14 protein-coding genes are annotated in these 16,248 nt (G+C 62.4%); 11 read left to right on the top strand and 3 right to left on the bottom strand.

Going from position 1 to position 16,248, the window contains the following annotated elements; translation table 11 throughout:
- Nucleotides 1-107 precede the first annotated feature (107 nt).
- From OTG14_RS12810 to iolB, 10 genes are all read left to right on the top strand, one after another.
- Nucleotides 108-1,613 (top strand): CoA-acylating methylmalonate-semialdehyde dehydrogenase, encoded by a 1,506-nt coding sequence (locus tag OTG14_RS12810; RefSeq protein WP_267215158.1) that lies wholly within the window; start codon nt 108-110, stop codon nt 1,611-1,613.
- Nucleotides 1,614-1,624: 11 nt separating this feature from the next.
- Nucleotides 1,625-3,550, top strand: coding sequence for a 3D-(3,5/4)-trihydroxycyclohexane-1,2-dione acylhydrolase (decyclizing) (iolD, locus tag OTG14_RS12805; protein WP_267215157.1), 1,926 nt, complete (start codon nt 1,625-1,627; stop codon nt 3,548-3,550).
- Between the two features lie 301 nt (nt 3,551-3,851).
- On the top strand, nt 3,852-4,838 hold the full coding sequence (gene iolG / locus OTG14_RS12800; protein WP_267215156.1) for an inositol 2-dehydrogenase: 987 nt from the start codon (nt 3,852-3,854) through the stop codon (nt 4,836-4,838).
- 31 nt (nt 4,839-4,869) lie between these two features.
- Nucleotides 4,870-5,799: a sugar ABC transporter substrate-binding protein gene (locus tag OTG14_RS12795; protein WP_008502118.1), complete on the top strand. Its 930-nt coding sequence runs from the start codon at nt 4,870-4,872 to the stop codon at nt 5,797-5,799.
- Nucleotides 5,800-5,847: 48 nt separating this feature from the next.
- The gene (locus OTG14_RS12790) at nt 5,848-7,395 is read left to right on the top strand and encodes a sugar ABC transporter ATP-binding protein (protein ID WP_024907543.1); all 1,548 of its coding nucleotides are present in this window, start codon (nt 5,848-5,850) and stop codon (nt 7,393-7,395) included.
- A gap of 11 nt (nt 7,396-7,406) precedes the next feature.
- A complete protein-coding gene (locus OTG14_RS12785) occupies nt 7,407-8,435 on the top strand; it encodes an ABC transporter permease (protein ID WP_008502116.1) in 1,029 nt (342 codons plus the stop codon).
- A gap of 8 nt (nt 8,436-8,443) precedes the next feature.
- Nucleotides 8,444-9,577, top strand: a complete 1,134-nt coding sequence (locus OTG14_RS12780) for a Gfo/Idh/MocA family protein (RefSeq protein ID WP_032646810.1) — start codon at nt 8,444-8,446, stop codon at nt 9,575-9,577.
- A gap of 12 nt (nt 9,578-9,589) precedes the next feature.
- Nucleotides 9,590-11,494 carry a bifunctional 5-dehydro-2-deoxygluconokinase/5-dehydro-2-deoxyphosphogluconate aldolase gene (locus tag OTG14_RS12775; protein ID WP_267215155.1) on the top strand — a complete coding sequence of 635 codons (1,905 nt, stop codon included), beginning with the start codon at nt 9,590-9,592 and terminating at the stop codon, nt 11,492-11,494.
- An 11-nt stretch (nt 11,495-11,505) separates the two neighbouring features.
- On the top strand, nt 11,506-12,396 hold the full coding sequence (iolE, locus tag OTG14_RS12770; protein WP_048991300.1) for a myo-inosose-2 dehydratase: 891 nt from the start codon (nt 11,506-11,508) through the stop codon (nt 12,394-12,396).
- Nucleotides 12,397-12,405: 9 nt separating this feature from the next.
- Nucleotides 12,406-13,230 (top strand): 5-deoxy-glucuronate isomerase, encoded by an 825-nt coding sequence (gene iolB / locus OTG14_RS12765; protein ID WP_267215154.1) that lies wholly within the window; start codon nt 12,406-12,408, stop codon nt 13,228-13,230.
- On the opposite strand, the gene OTG14_RS12760 is transcribed toward iolB, so the two are convergent.
- Nucleotides 13,196-14,410 carry an MFS transporter gene (locus tag OTG14_RS12760; protein WP_232473027.1) on the bottom strand — a complete coding sequence of 405 codons (1,215 nt, stop codon included), beginning with the start codon at nt 14,408-14,410 and terminating at the stop codon, nt 13,196-13,198. The genes iolB and OTG14_RS12760 overlap by 35 nt on opposite strands.
- 116 nt (nt 14,411-14,526) lie before the next feature.
- On the opposite strand from OTG14_RS12760, the gene OTG14_RS12755 reads away from it, so the two are divergent.
- Nucleotides 14,527-14,970 carry a winged helix-turn-helix transcriptional regulator gene (locus tag OTG14_RS12755; protein ID WP_032646804.1) on the top strand — a complete coding sequence of 148 codons (444 nt, stop codon included), beginning with the start codon at nt 14,527-14,529 and terminating at the stop codon, nt 14,968-14,970.
- Between the two features lie 13 nt (nt 14,971-14,983).
- Here the strand turns inward: OTG14_RS12755 and OTG14_RS12750 are convergent, their stop codons facing one another.
- Both OTG14_RS12750 and OTG14_RS12745 read right to left on the bottom strand, forming a co-directional pair.
- Nucleotides 14,984-15,727 (bottom strand): alpha/beta fold hydrolase, encoded by a 744-nt coding sequence (locus tag OTG14_RS12750; RefSeq protein WP_267215153.1) that lies wholly within the window; start codon nt 15,725-15,727, stop codon nt 14,984-14,986.
- Between the two features lie 11 nt (nt 15,728-15,738).
- Entirely contained in the window at nt 15,739-16,206 is a 468-nt protein-coding gene (locus tag OTG14_RS12745; protein WP_267215152.1) for a DUF6130 family protein, read from the bottom strand.
- Between the last annotated feature and the right edge of the window lie 42 nt (nt 16,207-16,248).

The following is a 16,248-nucleotide window of genomic DNA, read 5'->3' as shown; positions in this document are numbered from 1 at the left end:
ATCATCATTTATTTTATTTCAACTTAAAATGGAATATTTGTTTCATATATAGTGTTCAGTACACAGTGTTCAGGTCACAGTCACGTATCAACAGCGAGAGGTTAAGGATGGAGACGGTAGCGAATTTTATTCACGGCGAATGTGTCACCGGTTCAGGCCAGCGCGTTCAGGCGATCTTCAACCCGGCCACCGGCGAGCAGATCCGCCAGGTGGTGATGAGTACGGCGCAGGAAACGGAGCAGGCGATTGCCGCCGCGCAGCAGGCGTTTCCTGCGTGGGCGCGTCATGCTCCGCTTAAGCGCGCGCGCGTGATGTTCCGCTTCAAGGCGCTGCTGGAAGAGAACATGGATCGCCTGGCCCGCCTCATCAGCGAAGAGCACGGCAAGGTCTTCTCCGACGCGGTGGGTGAACTGACCCGCGGCCTGGAAGTGGTGGAGTTTGCCTGTGGTATTCCGCATCTGCAAAAGGGCGAACACTCGGCGAACGTCGGGACCGGCGTCGACAGCCACTCGCTGATGCAGCCGCTCGGGGTCTGCGCGGGGATCACGCCGTTTAACTTCCCGGCGATGGTGCCGATGTGGATGTTCCCGATTGCGCTGGCGACCGGCAACACCTTCGTGCTGAAGCCGTCGGAAAAAGACCCTTCTCTCGCGCTCGCGCTGGCGCAGCTGCTGAAAGAGGCCGGCCTGCCGGACGGCGTGTTCAACGTGGTGCAGGGCGATAAAGAGTCCGTTGACGTGCTTCTGACCGACCCGCGCGTGCAGGCGGTGAGCTTTGTCGGCTCCACGCCAATTGCGGAATACATTTACCAGACCGCGTCAGCCCACGGGAAACGCTGCCAGGCGCTGGGCGGCGCGAAAAACCACTGCATTTTAATGCCGGATGCGGACATGGAGATGGCGGCCAACGCCATTATGGGCGCAGGCTTCGGCGCCGCGGGGGAACGTTGCATGGCGCTCTCGGTGGTGCTGGCGGTGGGAGATAAAACTGCGGATGACCTCTGCGCCAGGCTGGAAAAACAGATTGCCGCGCTGCGTGTCGGGCCGGGTCTGGACCAGACGCCAGAAAACGAAATGGGACCGCTTATCTCCTCCGCACACCGCAGCAAGGTGCTGGGCTATATCGACAGCGGGGAAGCGCAGGGAGCGAAACTTCGCGTGGACGGTCGCGGCTTCAGCGTGAAGGGGCACGAGCAGGGCTATTTCGTCGGGCCGACGCTGTTCGATAACGTCACCCCGGAGATGACCATCTATAAAGAAGAAATTTTTGGCCCGGTGCTTTCTGTGGTGCGCGTAGCAGATTACGCCAGCGCGGTGGATCTGATTAACCGCCATGAATATGGTAATGGCTCGGCAATCTTCACCCGTGACGGCGGCTGCGCGCGTCGCTTCTGCGAAGAGGTGCAGGCGGGCATGGTGGGGGTCAACGTGCCAATCCCGGTGCCGATGGCATTCCACAGTTTCGGCGGCTGGAAGCGCTCCATCTTCGGGGCGCTCAACGTCCACGGCAACGACGGCGTGCGTTTCTACACCCGAATGAAAACCATCACCGCGCGCTGGCCGGAAATGCAGCAGGAGACAGGCGCTGCGTTCTCCATGCCGACGCTGGGCTGACAGGAGGCGTTATGCAAACCGAACGTATGACCATGGCCCAGGCGCTGGTCCGGTTCCTTAATCAACAGTACGTCAGCGTGGACGGCAACGAAACGCCCTTCGTGGAGGGCGTCGCCACCATCTTTGGGCACGGCAACGTGCTGGGTATCGGCCAGGCGCTGGAGCAGAATCCCGGCCATCTGCAGGTGATGCAGGGCTGCAACGAGCAGGGCATCGCCCATATGGCGACGGGATTTGCCAAACAGCATCGGCGTCAGCGCATCTTTGCCGTCACCTCCTCCGTCGGGCCGGGCGCCGCCAATATGGTCACGGCGGCGGCAACCGCCACGGCGAACCGCATCCCGCTGCTGCTGCTCCCGGGCGATATTTACGCCAGCCGCCAGCCGGACCCGGTGCTGCAGCAGATCGAGCAGTATCACGATCTCAGCGTCAGCACCAACGACTGCTTCCGTCCGGTCTCCCGCTACTGGGACCGCATTAACCGTCCCGAGCAGCTCATGAGCGCGATGCTCAGCGCGATGCGAACGCTTACTGACCCGGCAGATACCGGTGCGGTAACGATTTGCCTGCCGCAGGACGTGCAGGGGGAAGCGTGGGATTACCCGCTGAGCTTCTTCGCGCGTCGCGTGCACCACATCGAGCGTCGTCCGCCCGATCCGCAGCGTCTGGCGCAGGCACGGGCGCTGATCGCCCGCAAGCGGCGTCCGCTGGTGGTATGCGGCGGCGGGGTGCGCTATTCCGGCGCGCATGAGGCGTTTCGCGGCTTTGTCGAGACGCTGCGGCTGCCGTTTGCCGAAACCCAGGCCGGAAAGGGGGCGCTGGTGAGTGACCACCCACTTAACCTCGGTGGCGTAGGGGTGACGGGCGGGATGGCGGCCAACCAGCTCGCGCCGCAGGCTGACCTGGTGATTGGTATCGGCACGCGCCTGACCGACTTTACCACCGGCTCCAAGGCGCTCTTTTCCCATCCGGACGTCGAATTTCTGCTGCTGAACGTGGCCGAGTTTGACGCCCTGAAGCTGGATGCCACGGCGCTGATTGCCGATGCCCAAACCGGGCTCCAGGCATTGACCCACATGCTCGGTGATTACCGCAGCGGCTGGGGAGAGGCGATCGCTGAGGCGAAGTCCGCCTGGCGCGACGAGTGCCGTCGCCTGTGGGATCGCCAGTGGCGTCCGGACGACGCGCCCGAAGTGGCGGGGCACCTGGACGCGCAGCTGGCGGAGTACGGCGAGACGCTCAACACCCGCCTGACCCAGACGCGGGTGCTGGGGCTGATCAACCAGCATATTGAAGATAACGCCATCGTGGTGGGCGCGGCCGGTTCGCTGCCGGGCGATTTACAGCGCCTCTGGCAGGTCAAAACGCCGGACAGCTATCACCTGGAGTACGGCTACTCCTGCATGGGCTACGAGATTGCGGCAGCCATCGGCGCGAAGCTTGCCCAACCCGAGCAGCCGGTTTATGCCATGGTGGGGGATGGCTCCTACATGATGCTGCACTCCGAGCTGCAAACCGCTGTGCAGGAGGGGATTAAGATCACCGTTCTGCTGTTTGATAACGCCAGCTTCGGCTGCATTAACAACCTGCAGATGGGGCACGGCATGGGAAGCTTTGGCACGGAAAACCGCCATCGCAACCCGGAAACCGGACGGCTTGACGGGCCGCTGGTGAAGGTCGATTTTGCGAAAAACGCGGAGAGCTACGGCTGCCGCGCGTGGCGGGTGCACGACGAGCAAACCCTGCTGGCGGCGCTGGAGGCGTCGCGCACCCATCCGGGCCCGACGCTGCTGGACATCAAGGTGCTGCCGAAGACCATGACCCACGACTACGCCTCCTGGTGGCGAACCGGTGATGCGCAGGTGGCGGAATCGTCTGCCGTGCGTGAAGCCGCGGAGCAAACGCAGGCGCAGGTGAAAAAAGCCCGTCAGTATTAAGATTTTCCGCCGTAACGAAATTTTCATTTCATTTTCCCCTCACCCTAACCCTCTCCCCAAAGGGGAGAGGGGATGGTGTGGTGCACTCTTTTCTCCCTCGCCCCTTTGGGGAGAGGGTTAGGGTGAGGGGAACTGCTGTATGTACTCCCATGTTGTGAGATTGATAACAAAATTTATCTCATTCATCTCAAAAGTGTTAACCCACACTCAAAAACATAATTTCCACTATTTATAAAAATGAAATAAATGTTTTATTTATAGGGTCGTTAGTTCACAGCATTCACCAACACCGGGAGCCGTTATGTTTAACATTGCTTTACTGGGCGCTGGCCGAATTGGCCAGGTACATGCAGCTAACATCGCCAGCCACGCCGCGACCACGCTCTGGTCCGTGGTTGACCCGAATCAGGAATTTGCCACCCGTCTCGCCGCGCAGTATCAGGCCCGCCAGCAGAGCCTGGAGGAGGCGATGACCGACCCTAACGTGCACGCCGTGCTGATCGCCTCCGCGACCGATACCCACGCCGATCTGATTGAAATGGCCGCCCGCCACGGCAAGGCCATCTTCTGCGAAAAGCCGGTCCACCTTGACCTCGCCCGCGTGCGCGACTGCCTGAAGGTGGTCAAAGAGTACGACGTGCCGCTGTTTATCGGCTTTAACCGCCGCTTTGACCCGCAGTTCCGCCGCTTGAAAACCGACGTGCAGGCCGGGCGCATCGGCAAGCCGGAATCGCTGCTGATCATCTCCCGCGACCCGTCTCCGCCGCCTGCGGAGTACGTGCGCGTTTCCGGCGGCATGTTCCGCGATATGACCATTCACGACTTTGACATGGCCCGCTTCATCATGGGCGAAGAGCCGGTGTCGGTGTATGCCCAGGGCAGCAACCTGGTCGATCCGGCGATTGGCGAGGCGGGGGACATCGATACCGCGTTTATCGTTCTGAAATACGCTTCCGGCGCGATGGCGACCATCGTCAACAGCCGCCGTTCATCTTACGGCTACGACCAGCGCCTGGAGCTGCACGGCTCCGAAGGACTGCTGTGCGCGGGCAACATCCTTGAAAACCAGGTGCAGCACTACGGCAAACAGGGCTGCACCAGCGCGCTGCCGGAACACTTCTTCCTGCAGCGCTACAAATCCGCTTACGCCGCGGAATGGGAACACTTTGTTGCGGTCCTGCGCGGCGAAGCGGTACCTGACTGCAGCGGCGATGATGGTGAACGTGCGCTGTACCTTGCGGATAAAGCGCTGGAGTCGCTGCGCAGCCAGCGCGAGATCGTCCTCTAAACACAACAACCCTACACAGAGAGACATAATAATGAAAAAACTGATCGTAGCCGCCCTCATCGCCATGACGTCCGGGGCCGCCCTCGCCGAAAACGAGCAAATTGTTTTCAGTACGCCAAACCTGGCCATGCCGTTTGAAGTTCACATGCAGCGCACGGCGGTGAAAGCCGCAAAAGAGATGGGCGTGAAGCTTCAGGTGCTGGACGGGCAGGGCAGCTCGCCGAAGCAGGTGGCTGACCTGGAAAACGCCATTACCCGCGGGGCGCAGGGCTTTATCGTCTCCCCGAACGACGTGAACGCGGTCTCCAGCGCGGTGGATGAAATTCAGGATGCGAAGCTGCCGGTGGTCACCCTTGACCGCTCCGTCGACAGCCAGAAAAAAGTGCCGCACTTCGGCGCCAACAACTACAAAGGCGGCCAGGCGATTGGCGACTTCGTCAAAACCAAATTCCCCGACGGGGCGGAGATCATTCTGCTGACCGGCCAGCCGGGCTCCTCCTCCAACATCGAACGCACTAAAGGGATCCGCGACAGCCTGAAGGCGGGCGGGGATAAGTACAAGATCGTCGCCGATCAGACCGGCAACTGGATGCGTTCTGAAGGGATGCGCATCGTGGAAAGCGTGCTGCCCTCTCTGCCGAAACGCCCGCAGGTAATCCTCTCCGCCAACGACGACATGGCGCTGGGGGCGATTGAAGCGCTGCAGAGCCAGGGCGTGAAGCCGGGCGAAATTCTGGTCACCGGCTTTGATGCGGTGCCGGAAGCGCTTGCCCGCGTGCGCGACGGCTGGCTGGCGGTGACGGCGGACCAGCGTCCGGGCTTTGCGGTGCAGACGGCGATGAGCCAGCTGGTGGCCAACGTGCGCGAGAAGAAAGCCATCACCGGGGCCGACTACCCGCCGACGCTGATCACCAAAGAGAACCTGCAGCAGGCTGAGCGTATCGGTGAGGCCGGTAACTAATATGTCCCGAGCCGCCTCTGGCGGCTCATCATGAGGAGGAGCAGACTGATGTCGCAACCCTTACTGAAAGTGACCGACCTGGCAAAAAGCTTTTCCGGCGTCTGGGCGTTAAGCAGCGCCCAGCTGACCGTCGGTGCGGGCGAGATCCACGCCCTGCTGGGGGAAAACGGGGCGGGTAAATCCACGCTGCTGAAGGCGCTCGCGGGGGCGCAGCCGCAAACCCGCGGGGATATCTGGTTCAACGGCGAAACGCTGCCGGTGGACGACTCCCCGGTGGAACGGCAGAACAAGGGCATTATCACCATCTATCAGGAATTCAACCTGCTGCCCAACATGACCGTCGCGGAAAACATGTTTCTCGGGCGCGAGCCGCGTAAACGTAACCTGATCGTCGACGAAAAGGCGGTCAATCAGGAGGCGCAGGTCATTCTCGACTATCTGCAGCTGAACGTTGCGCCGACCACGCCGGTCGCCCGTCTGAGCGTTGCCCAGCAGCAGATGGTGGAGATCGCCCGGGCGCTGACCCTCAACGCCAGGCTCATCATTATGGACGAACCTTCCGCCGCGCTGAGCGACAGCGAGGTGGAAAGCCTGCACCGCGTGGTGCGGGAGCTTAAAAACCGCGGCGTGAGCATTATTTACGTTACCCACCGCCTGCACGAAGTTTTCCAGCTCTGCGACCGCTTCACCGTTTTCCAGGACGGCCGTTTCACCGGCACCGGCGCGGTGGCGGAGACCAACGTCGAACAGCTCATCCGCCTGATGGTCGGACGCGACGTGGCCTTTAACCGTCGTCCCGCCAGCGAAACGCATCATGAGGACAAACCCGTCCGCCTGGCGGTGAAGGGGCTGAGCCGCGAAAAGCCGCCGCTGGATCCGCACGGCATCGCCCTGCACGACATCAGCTTCCACGTCCACGCCGGGGAGGTCTTAGGCATTGCCGGGCTGGTGGGCGCCGGGCGCACCGAGGTGGCGCGCTGCCTGTTTGGCGCGGACGCGTTTACCGCCGGGAGCTTTGAGCTGGACGGCGTACCGTACCAGCCGCGCGACCCGCTCTATGCCCTCGACCAGGGCGTGGCGCTGGTGCCGGAAGACCGCAAAAAAGAGGGGGCGGTGCTGGGACTGTCGATTCGCGACAACCTGTCGCTCTCCTGCCTCTCCTCGCTGCTGCAGTGGCGCTGGTTCGTGAACACCCGCAAAGAGGACGATCTGATCGAGTCCTACCGCAAGGCGCTGCAGATCAAAATGGTCAACAGCGCGCAGGAGGTGCGCAAGCTCTCCGGCGGCAACCAGCAAAAAGTGATCCTCGCGCGCTGCATGGCGCTCAACCCGCGGGTGCTGATTGTCGATGAGCCGACGCGCGGCATTGACGTGGGGACCAAATCGGAAGTGCACCAGGTGCTGTTTGACATGGCGAAAAAGGGCGTGGCGGTGATCGTGATCTCCTCCGATCTGCCTGAAGTGATGGCGGTGTCAGACCGGATCATCACCCTCAGCGAAGGCCGGGTGACCGGCGAGATCCACGGTGACGACGCTAACGAAGAACGGCTGATGACGATGATGGCCATCAACCACAACGCCCTGAACGCGGCATAACGGAGTTTCTCATGACGCAGATGATTTCTAAAACGCAGGCCCCGGTCAAACGCGCCGGACGCATCGATCCCATCGCCTTCTTCGAGCGCTTCGGGGTACTGATTTTCATGATCCTGCTGCTGATCTTCTTCCAGTCGCAGAACAGCAACTTTTTCTCTGAACGCAATATTTTCAACATCCTGACCGAAGTTTCCATCTACGGGATCATGGCCGTGGGGATGACCTTTGTCATCCTGACCGCCGGGATTGACCTCTCCGTGGGCTCCATTCTGGCGGTGTGCGCCATGACCGCGGCGTACGTGATTAAGGGCGACAACTTCACCACCGTCGATCCGAACGCCTGGGGCGGCATGAGCTGGCTGATCGGGCTGGGGATTTGTCTGGCGATGGGCACGGCGATTGGCTTCCTGCACGGTCTGGGCGTGACCCGCCTGCGCCTGCCGCCGTTCATCGTGACCCTCGGCGGGATGACCATCTGGCGCGGCCTGACGCTGGTGATCAACGACGGCGCGCCGATTGCCGGTTTCGATCAGGGCTACCGCTGGTGGGGGCGCGGGGAGCTGCTCGGCATCTCCATTCCGATCTGGATCTTCGCCATCGTCGCCCTCGGCGGTTATCTGGCGCTGCATAAAACCCGCTGGGGCCGCTTCGTCTACGCCATCGGCGGTAACCCGGAGGCAGCGCGCCTGGCGGGGGTGAACGTCAAGCGCGTGCTGGTCAGCGTCTACGTGCTGATTGGCTGCCTGGCGGGGCTGGCGGGCTTCATTCTGAGCGCGCGTCTGGGGAGCGCCGAGGCGGTGGCCGGGATCTCCTTTGAACTGCGCGTCATTGCCTCGGTGGTGATTGGCGGCACCTCGCTGATGGGCGGCTACGGGCGCATCGGCGGCACCATTATCGGCTCCATCATCATGGGGATTCTGATTAACGGCCTGGTGCTGATGAACGTCTCGGCCTACTACCAGCAGATTATCACCGGATTAATTATCGTTCTGGCGGTGGCGTTTGATACCTACGCCAAGAGCCGTCGCGGCGCACTGTGAGGATCACGATGAAAGAGGTTCGTATTGGATTGATTGGCACCGGGTATATCGGCAAGGCGCACGCTATCGCCTATGCCCAGGCCCCGACGGTGTTCAACCTGCGCGGCAGGCTGGTGCGCGAGATGGTGGCGGAAGTCACGCCGGAGCTGGCGGCAGCGCGCGCGCAGGCGTTTGGCTTCAACCGCTCCACCGGCGACTGGCGGGCACTGGTGGCCGACCCGGCGATTGACGTTGTGGATATTTGCTCACCCAACCATCTGCATAAGGAGATGGCGCTGGAGGCGATCCGCCACGGCAAGCACGTCTACTCGGAGAAGCCGCTGGCGCTGAACGCCCACGACGCACGGGAGATGGTCGACGCCGCGAAGCGGGCCGGGGTGAAAACGCTGGTGGGGTTCAACTACATGAAAAACCCGACGGCGCAGCTGGCGAAGGAGATTATCGCCCGCGGCGAGATTGGCGAGGTGATCCACTTCTACGGCACCCACAACGAAGACTATATGGCCGACCCGCGCTCGCCCATTCACTGGCACTGCTTTAAAGAGACCGCCGGGCTGGGGGCGCTGGGCGACCTCGCGGCGCATATCGTCAACATGGCCCAGTACCTGGTCGGGGAGATTGAGCAGGTCTGCGGCGACCTGAAGATCGTGGTCCCGGAACGCCCGGCGAAGGCCGGCTCGTCGGACATGGTTGCCGTCGAAAACGAGGATCAGGCCCACGCGATGGTGCGCTTCGCGGGCGGGGCGCAGGGCGTGATTGAAACCTCCCGCGTTGCCTGCGGCCGCAAGATGGGGCTGTCGTACGTCATTACCGGCACGAAAGGCGCCATCAGCTTCACCCAGGAGCGCATGGCCGAGCTGAAGCTCTATCTGCATGACGATCCGGTAAACCGTCAGGGGTTCCGCACGCTGCTCGTCGGCCCGGCGCACCCCGACTACGCCGCGTTCTGCATGGGCGCAGGCCACGGGATTGGCTTTAACGATCAAAAAACGGTGGAGGTGCGCGACCTGGTGGACGGGATTGCCGCCGACGCGCCAATGTGGCCGGACTTCGAAGAGGGCTGGAAGGTGTCGCGCGTGCTGGACGCGATCGCGCTCTCGCACCGGGAAGGCCGCTGGCTGAACGTGAACGACATTGTCTGATGAGGTATCAACGTGGAAAAGCAGTTTGATGTGATATGCATGGGCCGCGTGGCGGTAGACCTCTACAGCCAGCAGATTGGTGCCCGTCTGGAGGACGCGTCGAGCTTCGCCAAATATCTCGGCGGGTCGTCGGGCAACGTGGCGTACGGCACCGCGCGTCAGGGTTTACGTTCGTCGATGCTGGCGCGCGTCGGCGATGAACATATGGGCCGCTTCCTGCGCGAAGAGCTCAACCAGGTGGGCTGCGATACCAGCCATCTGATCACCGATAAAGACCGCCTCACGGCGCTGGTGCTACTCGGCATTAAAGACCGGGACACCTTTCCTCTGATTTTTTATCGCGATAACTGCGCGGATATGGCCATTACGGCCAGCGATGTGGACGAACGCTACATTGCCTCCGCACGTTGTCTTGCCATCACCGGGACTCACCTTTCTCATCCTCAGACCCGCGAGGCGGTGCTGACGGCGCTGGGCTATGCCCGCCGTCACGGCGTGCGCACGGTGCTGGACATCGACTACCGTCCGGTGCTGTGGGGGCTGACCTCCTTAGGCGACGGTGAAACGCGCTTTATCGCCGCCGATAAGGTCACCCGCGAGCTGCAGGAGGTGCTGCACCTCTTCGACGTCATTGTCGGCACCGAAGAGGAGTTTCACATTGCGGGCGGCAGCACGGAGACCCTGCAGGCGCTGGGGCAGGTGCGCTCAGTCAGTGAAGCTACGCTGGTCTGCAAACGCGGTGCGCTCGGCTGCTCGGTCTACACCGACGCCATTCCGCCCCGGCTGGACGACGGCCTGACGGTGACCGGCGTGCGCGTGGAGGTGCTGAACGTCCTCGGGGCGGGGGACGCGTTTATGTCCGGCCTGCTGCGCGGCTACCTGAACGATGAGGGCTGGGAGCAGGCGTGCCGCTACGCCAACGCCTGCGGCGCGCTGGTGGTCTCGCGCCACGGCTGCGCCCCGGCGATGCCGAGCAAAATCGAGCTGGATGACTATCTCTCCCGCGCTGCGAACGTGCCGCGCCCGGATCTCGACCCGCGTCTTAACCACCTCCACCGGGTGACCACCCGCCGCCGCGAGTGGCCGGAGCTGTGCGTGATGGCCTTCGACCACCGCAGCCAGCTTGAGGATATGGCGCTGCAGTGCGGCGCGTCGCTTAAGCGCATTCCGGCGCTGAAGCAGCTGATCCTGCAGGCCAGCCGCGAGGCGGCGAGCCGTGCCGGGCTGGAGGGCAAAGCCGGTCTGCTGTGCGACGGCACCTTTGGTCAGGACGCGCTGAACGCCATCACCGGGGAAGGGTGGTGGATTGGTCGCCCCATCGAGCTGCCGGGCTCGCGTCCGCTGGAGATGGAGCACGGCAACATCGGCACCCAGCTCATCAGCTGGCCGCAGGAGCATGTGGTGAAGTGCCTGGTCTTCTTCCACCCGGAAGACGCCCACGGCCTGCGCCTGGAGCAGGAGCAGAAAATCGCCGAGGTGTATCACGCCTGCTGCCAGTCCGGGCACGAGCTGCTGCTGGAGGTGATCCTGCCCGCAAGCATGCCGCGCAGCGACGAGCTCTACCTGCGCGCCATCTCCCGCTTCTACAACCTCGGCATTTACCCGGACTGGTGGAAGCTGCCGCCGCTCTCCGCCGACGGCTGGACGGCGCTGAGCGAGATTATCGAACGTCGGGATCCGCACTGCCGCGGGGTGGTGATCCTCGGTCTGGACGCCCCGGCGGAACAGCTGCGCGCCGACTTTAAAGCCGCAGCGGGGCAGACGCTGGTGAAAGGCTTCGCCGTGGGGCGCACGCTGTTTGGCGATGCCTCCCGCGCGTGGCTGAAACACGATATTGACGATGCGCAGCTGGTGGCGCGCATCCGGGACAACTACCTGCAGCTTATCGCCTGGTGGCGCGAGCGCGGACACGCATAATGGAGACGACAATGAGTGTACAACTGGGCATTAACCCGCTGACGTGGACGAATGACGATCTGCCTTCTCTCGGCGCGGAAACGTCGCTGGAGACCTGCCTGAGCGAAGGGAAAGAGGCCGGTTTCGCCGGTTTCGAGCTGGGCAATAAGTTCCCGCGCGAAGCGCGCCTGCTTGGCCCCATCCTGCAGCGCCACGACCTGCAGCTGGTCTCCGGCTGGTACTCCGGCCGCCTGCTGGAGCGCAGCGTGGAGGAGGAGATCGCCGCCGTGCAGTCCCACCTGACGCTGCTGCGCGAGCTGGGGGCGAAGGTGCTGGTCTTTGCGGAAGTGAGCGGCTGCATTCACGGCGAGCAGCAGACCCCGGTGCACCTGCGCCCGCGCTTCCCGCAGGCTCGCTGGAAAGAGTACGGCGAGAAGCTCACCGAATTTGCCCGCTACACCCAGCAGCAGGGAGTCCAGATTGCCTACCATCACCATATGGGCACGGTGATTGAGTCCGCCGACGACGTAGACAACCTGATGACCCACACCGGCGACGCGGTGGGGCTACTGCTGGATACCGGCCATCTGACCTTTGCCGGGGCCGATCCGCTGGCGGTGGCGCAGCGCTGGGCGTCGCGCATCAACCACGTTCACTGTAAAGACGTGCGCGCCGACGTGCTGGCGGACGTGAAAAACCGCAAAACCAGCTTCCTCGACGCGGTGCTGAGCGGCGTGTTTACCGTGCCGGGCGACGGCTGCGTGGATTATCCGCCGATTATGCGGCTGCTGAAGGCGCAGGACTATCACGGCTGGCTGGTGGTCGAGGCCGAGCAGGATCCGGCCATCGCCCATCCGCTGACCTACGCCCGTCTGGGATATAACAACCTGAACCGCCTGGCGCGCGAAGCCGGACTGATTTGAGGAGGTGACATGTCACGTCTGTTATCACGCTGGCAACAGCCGAACGCGGAGGGACGCACCCAGTCCGTCACGCCGGAAAGTGCAGGGTGGGGGTACGTCGGCTTTGAGGCGTATGAGCTGCAGGAGGGGCAGACGCTGACGCTGCCCGCCGTCCGCGAAGAGCGCTGCCTGGTGCTGGTCGCCGGGCGCGCCTCCATCAGCACGCCTTCCGCGCAGTTTAACGACATCGGCGAGCGGATGAGCCCGTTCGAGCGCATCAAGCCGTGGGCGGTGTACGTCACACCGCAGGAGACGGTGCAGGTGAAGGCGCTGACGACGCTGGAGCTGGCGGTCTGCGCCGCGCCGGGCAAGGGCACGCATCCGACGCGGCTGATTGCCCCGCAGGATATCGACGGCGAGGCGCGCGGTAAGGGCCACAACCAGCGCTATGTGCATAACATTCTGCCGGAAGACAGGCCTGCCGACAGCCTGCTGGTGGTGGAGGTGTGGACCAACGAGGGCTGCACCAGCTCGTATCCGAGCCACAAGCACGACACGGATAACCCGCCCCAGGAGACGTATCTGGAGGAGACCTACTATCATCGCCTCAATCCGGAGCAGGGGTTCTGCATGCAGCGCGTCTACACTGACGACAGAACGCTGGATGAGTGTATGGCAGTCTATAACCGTGACGTGGTCATGGTGCCGAAGGGTTACCATCCGGTGGCGACGATGGCCGGGTATGACAGCTACTACCTCAACGTGATGGCGGGGCCGGTGCGCAAATGGATGTTCACCTGGGAGGAGGACCACGCGTGGATTAATCGGGATTATCCCGCGGATGGTGGTAGCTAACGCGGGTTAGCCACCAGAACACCAGCGCCAGCAGGCTGACCGAGGCGCCAAGCAGGCAGACGCCCGGCCAGCCGGCAAAGGCATACGTCATCGTCGTGCCGAGTGCGCCGAGCCCGCTGCCGGCGGCATAAAACAGCATGTAAAGCCCGACCAGCCGGCTGTGCGCCTCGGGACGGGTGCGAAAGATCATGCTCTGGTTGGTGACGTGCAGTGCCTGTCCCCCCAAATCGAGCAGTATGATGCCGATAAGCATGATTCCGAGTGAACGGTCCATCAGCGACAACGGCCACCATGCCAACAGCAGCATCACCAGCGCCGCGGCGCTGGTGCGTTGGGCATATCCCCGATCGGCCCAGCGTCCTGCCCGGCCAGCCGCCAGCGCCCCCACCGCGCCTGCCAGTCCAAACGCGCCAATCGCGGTATGCGAGAAGCTATAGGGTGGGGCGCTCAGCGGCAGCACCAGCGCGCTCCAGAAAATGTTGAACGATGCAAACATCAGCAGCGCCAGCACGCCGCGTATCTGCAGCACTTTTTCCTGCCGCAACAGTGTAAGCATTGAGCCAATCAGCCGCGGGTAGCTCATCGTGGCAGTGACGGCTGGCAGAGTGGGGAGCCTCCACCACAGCGGTAACGCAATGATGAGCATCAGCGCGGCGGCACACAGATAAACCCCGCGCCAGCCCGCGATATCGCTGATGCCGCCAGCAAAGACGCGCGCGAGCAGCAGACCCATGAACACGCCGCCCTGCGCTGCGCCGACAACGCGGCCTTGTTCATGCGGCGACGCGGCGCTGGCGGCGTAGGCAATCAGCCCCTGTGTCATGGCCGTACCCAGCATACCGGTCGCAAGCATACCGAAAAGCAGCGCCGAGGGGGACTGTGCCAGGCTGACGGAAATCAGCGCAACCACCAGAGCAATCAGCTGTATTGCCATCAGCCCTCGACGATCCACTTTGTCACCCAGAGGAACCACAAGCAAAAGAGCCAGCGCGCAGCCAATTTGTGTCGCGGTCACCACGCCACCCACGGCCGCATGGCTGATGCCGAAATCGTTCGCCAGCGCGTCAAGCAAAGGCTGGGCGTAATAGACATTTGCCACGCTTAAGCCGCTGGCAGTGGCGAACAGCCAGACCATGCTGCGTGGCATGTCGGCTGAAAGAGGAGCTGATGTCACTGACATGTTTAACATTCCTCGCCTGAGATAATCTGGTTTTAAAATGAAACTGGTTGAATGCTAGGCTATGTGGTTTTAAAATGCAACTGGTTGCGGGGTGGCCTTTGCGAGGAAAATACGAGATGTCCCAAAAGACGGTTAAAGCGGAATATTGTCCCGTTGCCCGCAGCGTCGAGGCGATCGGGGATCGCTGGTCGCTGCTTATCGTGCGCAATGCGTTTGACGGCATGACGCGCTTCGGGGATTTTCAGCGTAGCCTCGGGGTGGCGCGCAACATCCTTTCTGACCGGCTTCGCAAGCTTGTAGATGCGGACATCCTGACGTTACAGGGGGCATCAGACGGTACGGCGTATCAGGAATATGTCCTGACCGACAAAGGTGAGAGCCTTTTCCCCGTGGTCGTGGCGCTGCGTCAGTGGGGAGAACAGCATCTGTTTGCGCAGGGCGAGCGCCACTCGCTGTTGGTCGACAGGCGAACGGGCAAGCCGGTTCCCTTTATGGCGCCAGCAGCGCAGGACGGCACTGCGCTGCTGCCTGGGGATACGGAAGTGCAGAAAGTTGAATAAGCCGCCGCTGTTGTTAATTGCTCCTGATCGCCTGCTCAATCGTGCGGGCAACGATCTGCGGCTGGCTGACCATCGACACGTGGCTCGCGGCCACCTCTGCGGTTTTCGCATGGATCGTCTTCGCCATCGCCCGTTCAAGATCGGGGTTGATCATTCGGTCATTCTTGCTGACCACAAACCAGCTCGGTTTATCATGCCACGCCGCATGGGCGACCTTTTCACCAAACGCCCCGGCCTTAATCGGCCCCTGCGTCGCTGCAATCGTGTTTTGAATGTCTGGCGTCACATCCGGCGCGAAATCCTTCCTGACGGCGTCCGTTGGCAGATATAAATAGCCGTCCGCCGTTTTGGCAATGCCCGCGCTGCCCGGCGGCGCAGGGAATCTTTCTGCCAGATCCGCCGTCGACTGACCGGAATCCGGCGCGAACGCCGCCACATACACCAGTGATTTTACTCGCGCATCGTTGCCTGCTTCGCTAATCACGGTGCCGCCCCAGGAGTGACCCACCAGTACGACATCCCCCTGGGCGCGTTCGATGGCTCGTCGCGTGGCGGCAACGTCATCTTTTAGCGACGTGAGCGGTAGCTGGACGGCAATGACCTCTGCGTGCTGTTTCTGCAACAGGGTAATGACCTTATTCCAGCTGCTGCCGTCGGCAAACGCGCCGTGGACCAGCACGACGCTGGTTTTGCTCTGTGCAAAGGCGCTGGCGGAAAGCGCCAGCAGGCCTGCCGTCAGTACAGACAGTGCTTTCATTTTCAGATTCCTTAAAAATGGTGGACCGCCGCGTGGGGCGGGACGGTGAATTCAAGGGTTTTGTGATCGAGCGGCTTATGCGTCGGGTCGGCCAGAATAATGGTCACCTTGTGTTTCCCTGCGGGCAGCCCCACCAGGATCACCGGCTCTCCGCTGGCGTCAGCCCAGTGCCACGGCGCGTCGTCCACCACCACGTGAATGTGACCGATGCGCGGGGTAACCTTGAGAGCTTCGGGGCCGAATACCGGCTCGATGCGCAGGTTTTCGGCACGGTACTGTATAAACACCGCACCTTTGCTCAGCGGCCCGGCAAGCGGCGGATCGACGATCAGTTTTGCAGGCGGTTGCGGCTGTGCCAGTGGCGCAACGGCGGCGGGGCCGTTAACGTCCGCGGCGCTCAGATTGTCCAGCGGTGTGGCCTGGACACGTGCTACAGATGTCAGGACAAGCAGGGGGAAAAGTACATAGCGACGAATCATTGCTCTCTCTCCTCATCGGTTCTCAATGGCGACAGGGAAAGA

Source organism: Enterobacter pseudoroggenkampii (assembly GCF_026420145.1).
In the GTDB taxonomy this organism is placed as follows: Bacteria; Pseudomonadota; Gammaproteobacteria; order Enterobacterales; family Enterobacteriaceae; genus Enterobacter; species Enterobacter pseudoroggenkampii.
Note: the sequence above shows the minus strand (reverse complement) of the source record. Positions and strands in the feature narration are given on the sequence as shown.

What these genes read in the sequence shown, in the direction of transcription:
- OTG14_RS12810 (WP_267215158.1), top strand. Translation starts at nt 108, where the DNA reads ATGGAGACGGTAGCGAATTTTATTCACGGCGAATGTGTCACCGGTTCA.
- iolD (WP_267215157.1), top strand. Translation starts at nt 1,625, where the DNA reads ATGCAAACCGAACGTATGACCATGGCCCAGGCGCTGGTCCGGTTCCTT.
- iolG (WP_267215156.1), top strand. Translation starts at nt 3,852, where the DNA reads ATGTTTAACATTGCTTTACTGGGCGCTGGCCGAATTGGCCAGGTACAT.
- OTG14_RS12795 (WP_008502118.1), top strand. Translation starts at nt 4,870, where the DNA reads ATGAAAAAACTGATCGTAGCCGCCCTCATCGCCATGACGTCCGGGGCC.
- OTG14_RS12790 (WP_024907543.1), top strand. Translation starts at nt 5,848, where the DNA reads ATGTCGCAACCCTTACTGAAAGTGACCGACCTGGCAAAAAGCTTTTCC.
- OTG14_RS12785 (WP_008502116.1), top strand. Translation starts at nt 7,407, where the DNA reads ATGACGCAGATGATTTCTAAAACGCAGGCCCCGGTCAAACGCGCCGGA.
- OTG14_RS12780 (WP_032646810.1), top strand. Translation starts at nt 8,444, where the DNA reads ATGAAAGAGGTTCGTATTGGATTGATTGGCACCGGGTATATCGGCAAG.
- iolE (WP_048991300.1), top strand. Translation starts at nt 11,506, where the DNA reads ATGAGTGTACAACTGGGCATTAACCCGCTGACGTGGACGAATGACGAT.
- iolB (WP_267215154.1), top strand. Translation starts at nt 12,406, where the DNA reads ATGTCACGTCTGTTATCACGCTGGCAACAGCCGAACGCGGAGGGACGC.
- OTG14_RS12760 (WP_232473027.1), bottom strand. Translation starts at nt 14,410, where the DNA reads ATGTCAGTGACATCAGCTCCTCTTTCAGCCGACATGCCACGCAGCATG.
- OTG14_RS12755 (WP_032646804.1), top strand. Translation starts at nt 14,527, where the DNA reads ATGTCCCAAAAGACGGTTAAAGCGGAATATTGTCCCGTTGCCCGCAGC.
- OTG14_RS12750 (WP_267215153.1), bottom strand. Translation starts at nt 15,727, where the DNA reads ATGAAAGCACTGTCTGTACTGACGGCAGGCCTGCTGGCGCTTTCCGCC.
- OTG14_RS12745 (WP_267215152.1), bottom strand. Translation starts at nt 16,206, where the DNA reads ATGATTCGTCGCTATGTACTTTTCCCCCTGCTTGTCCTGACATCTGTA.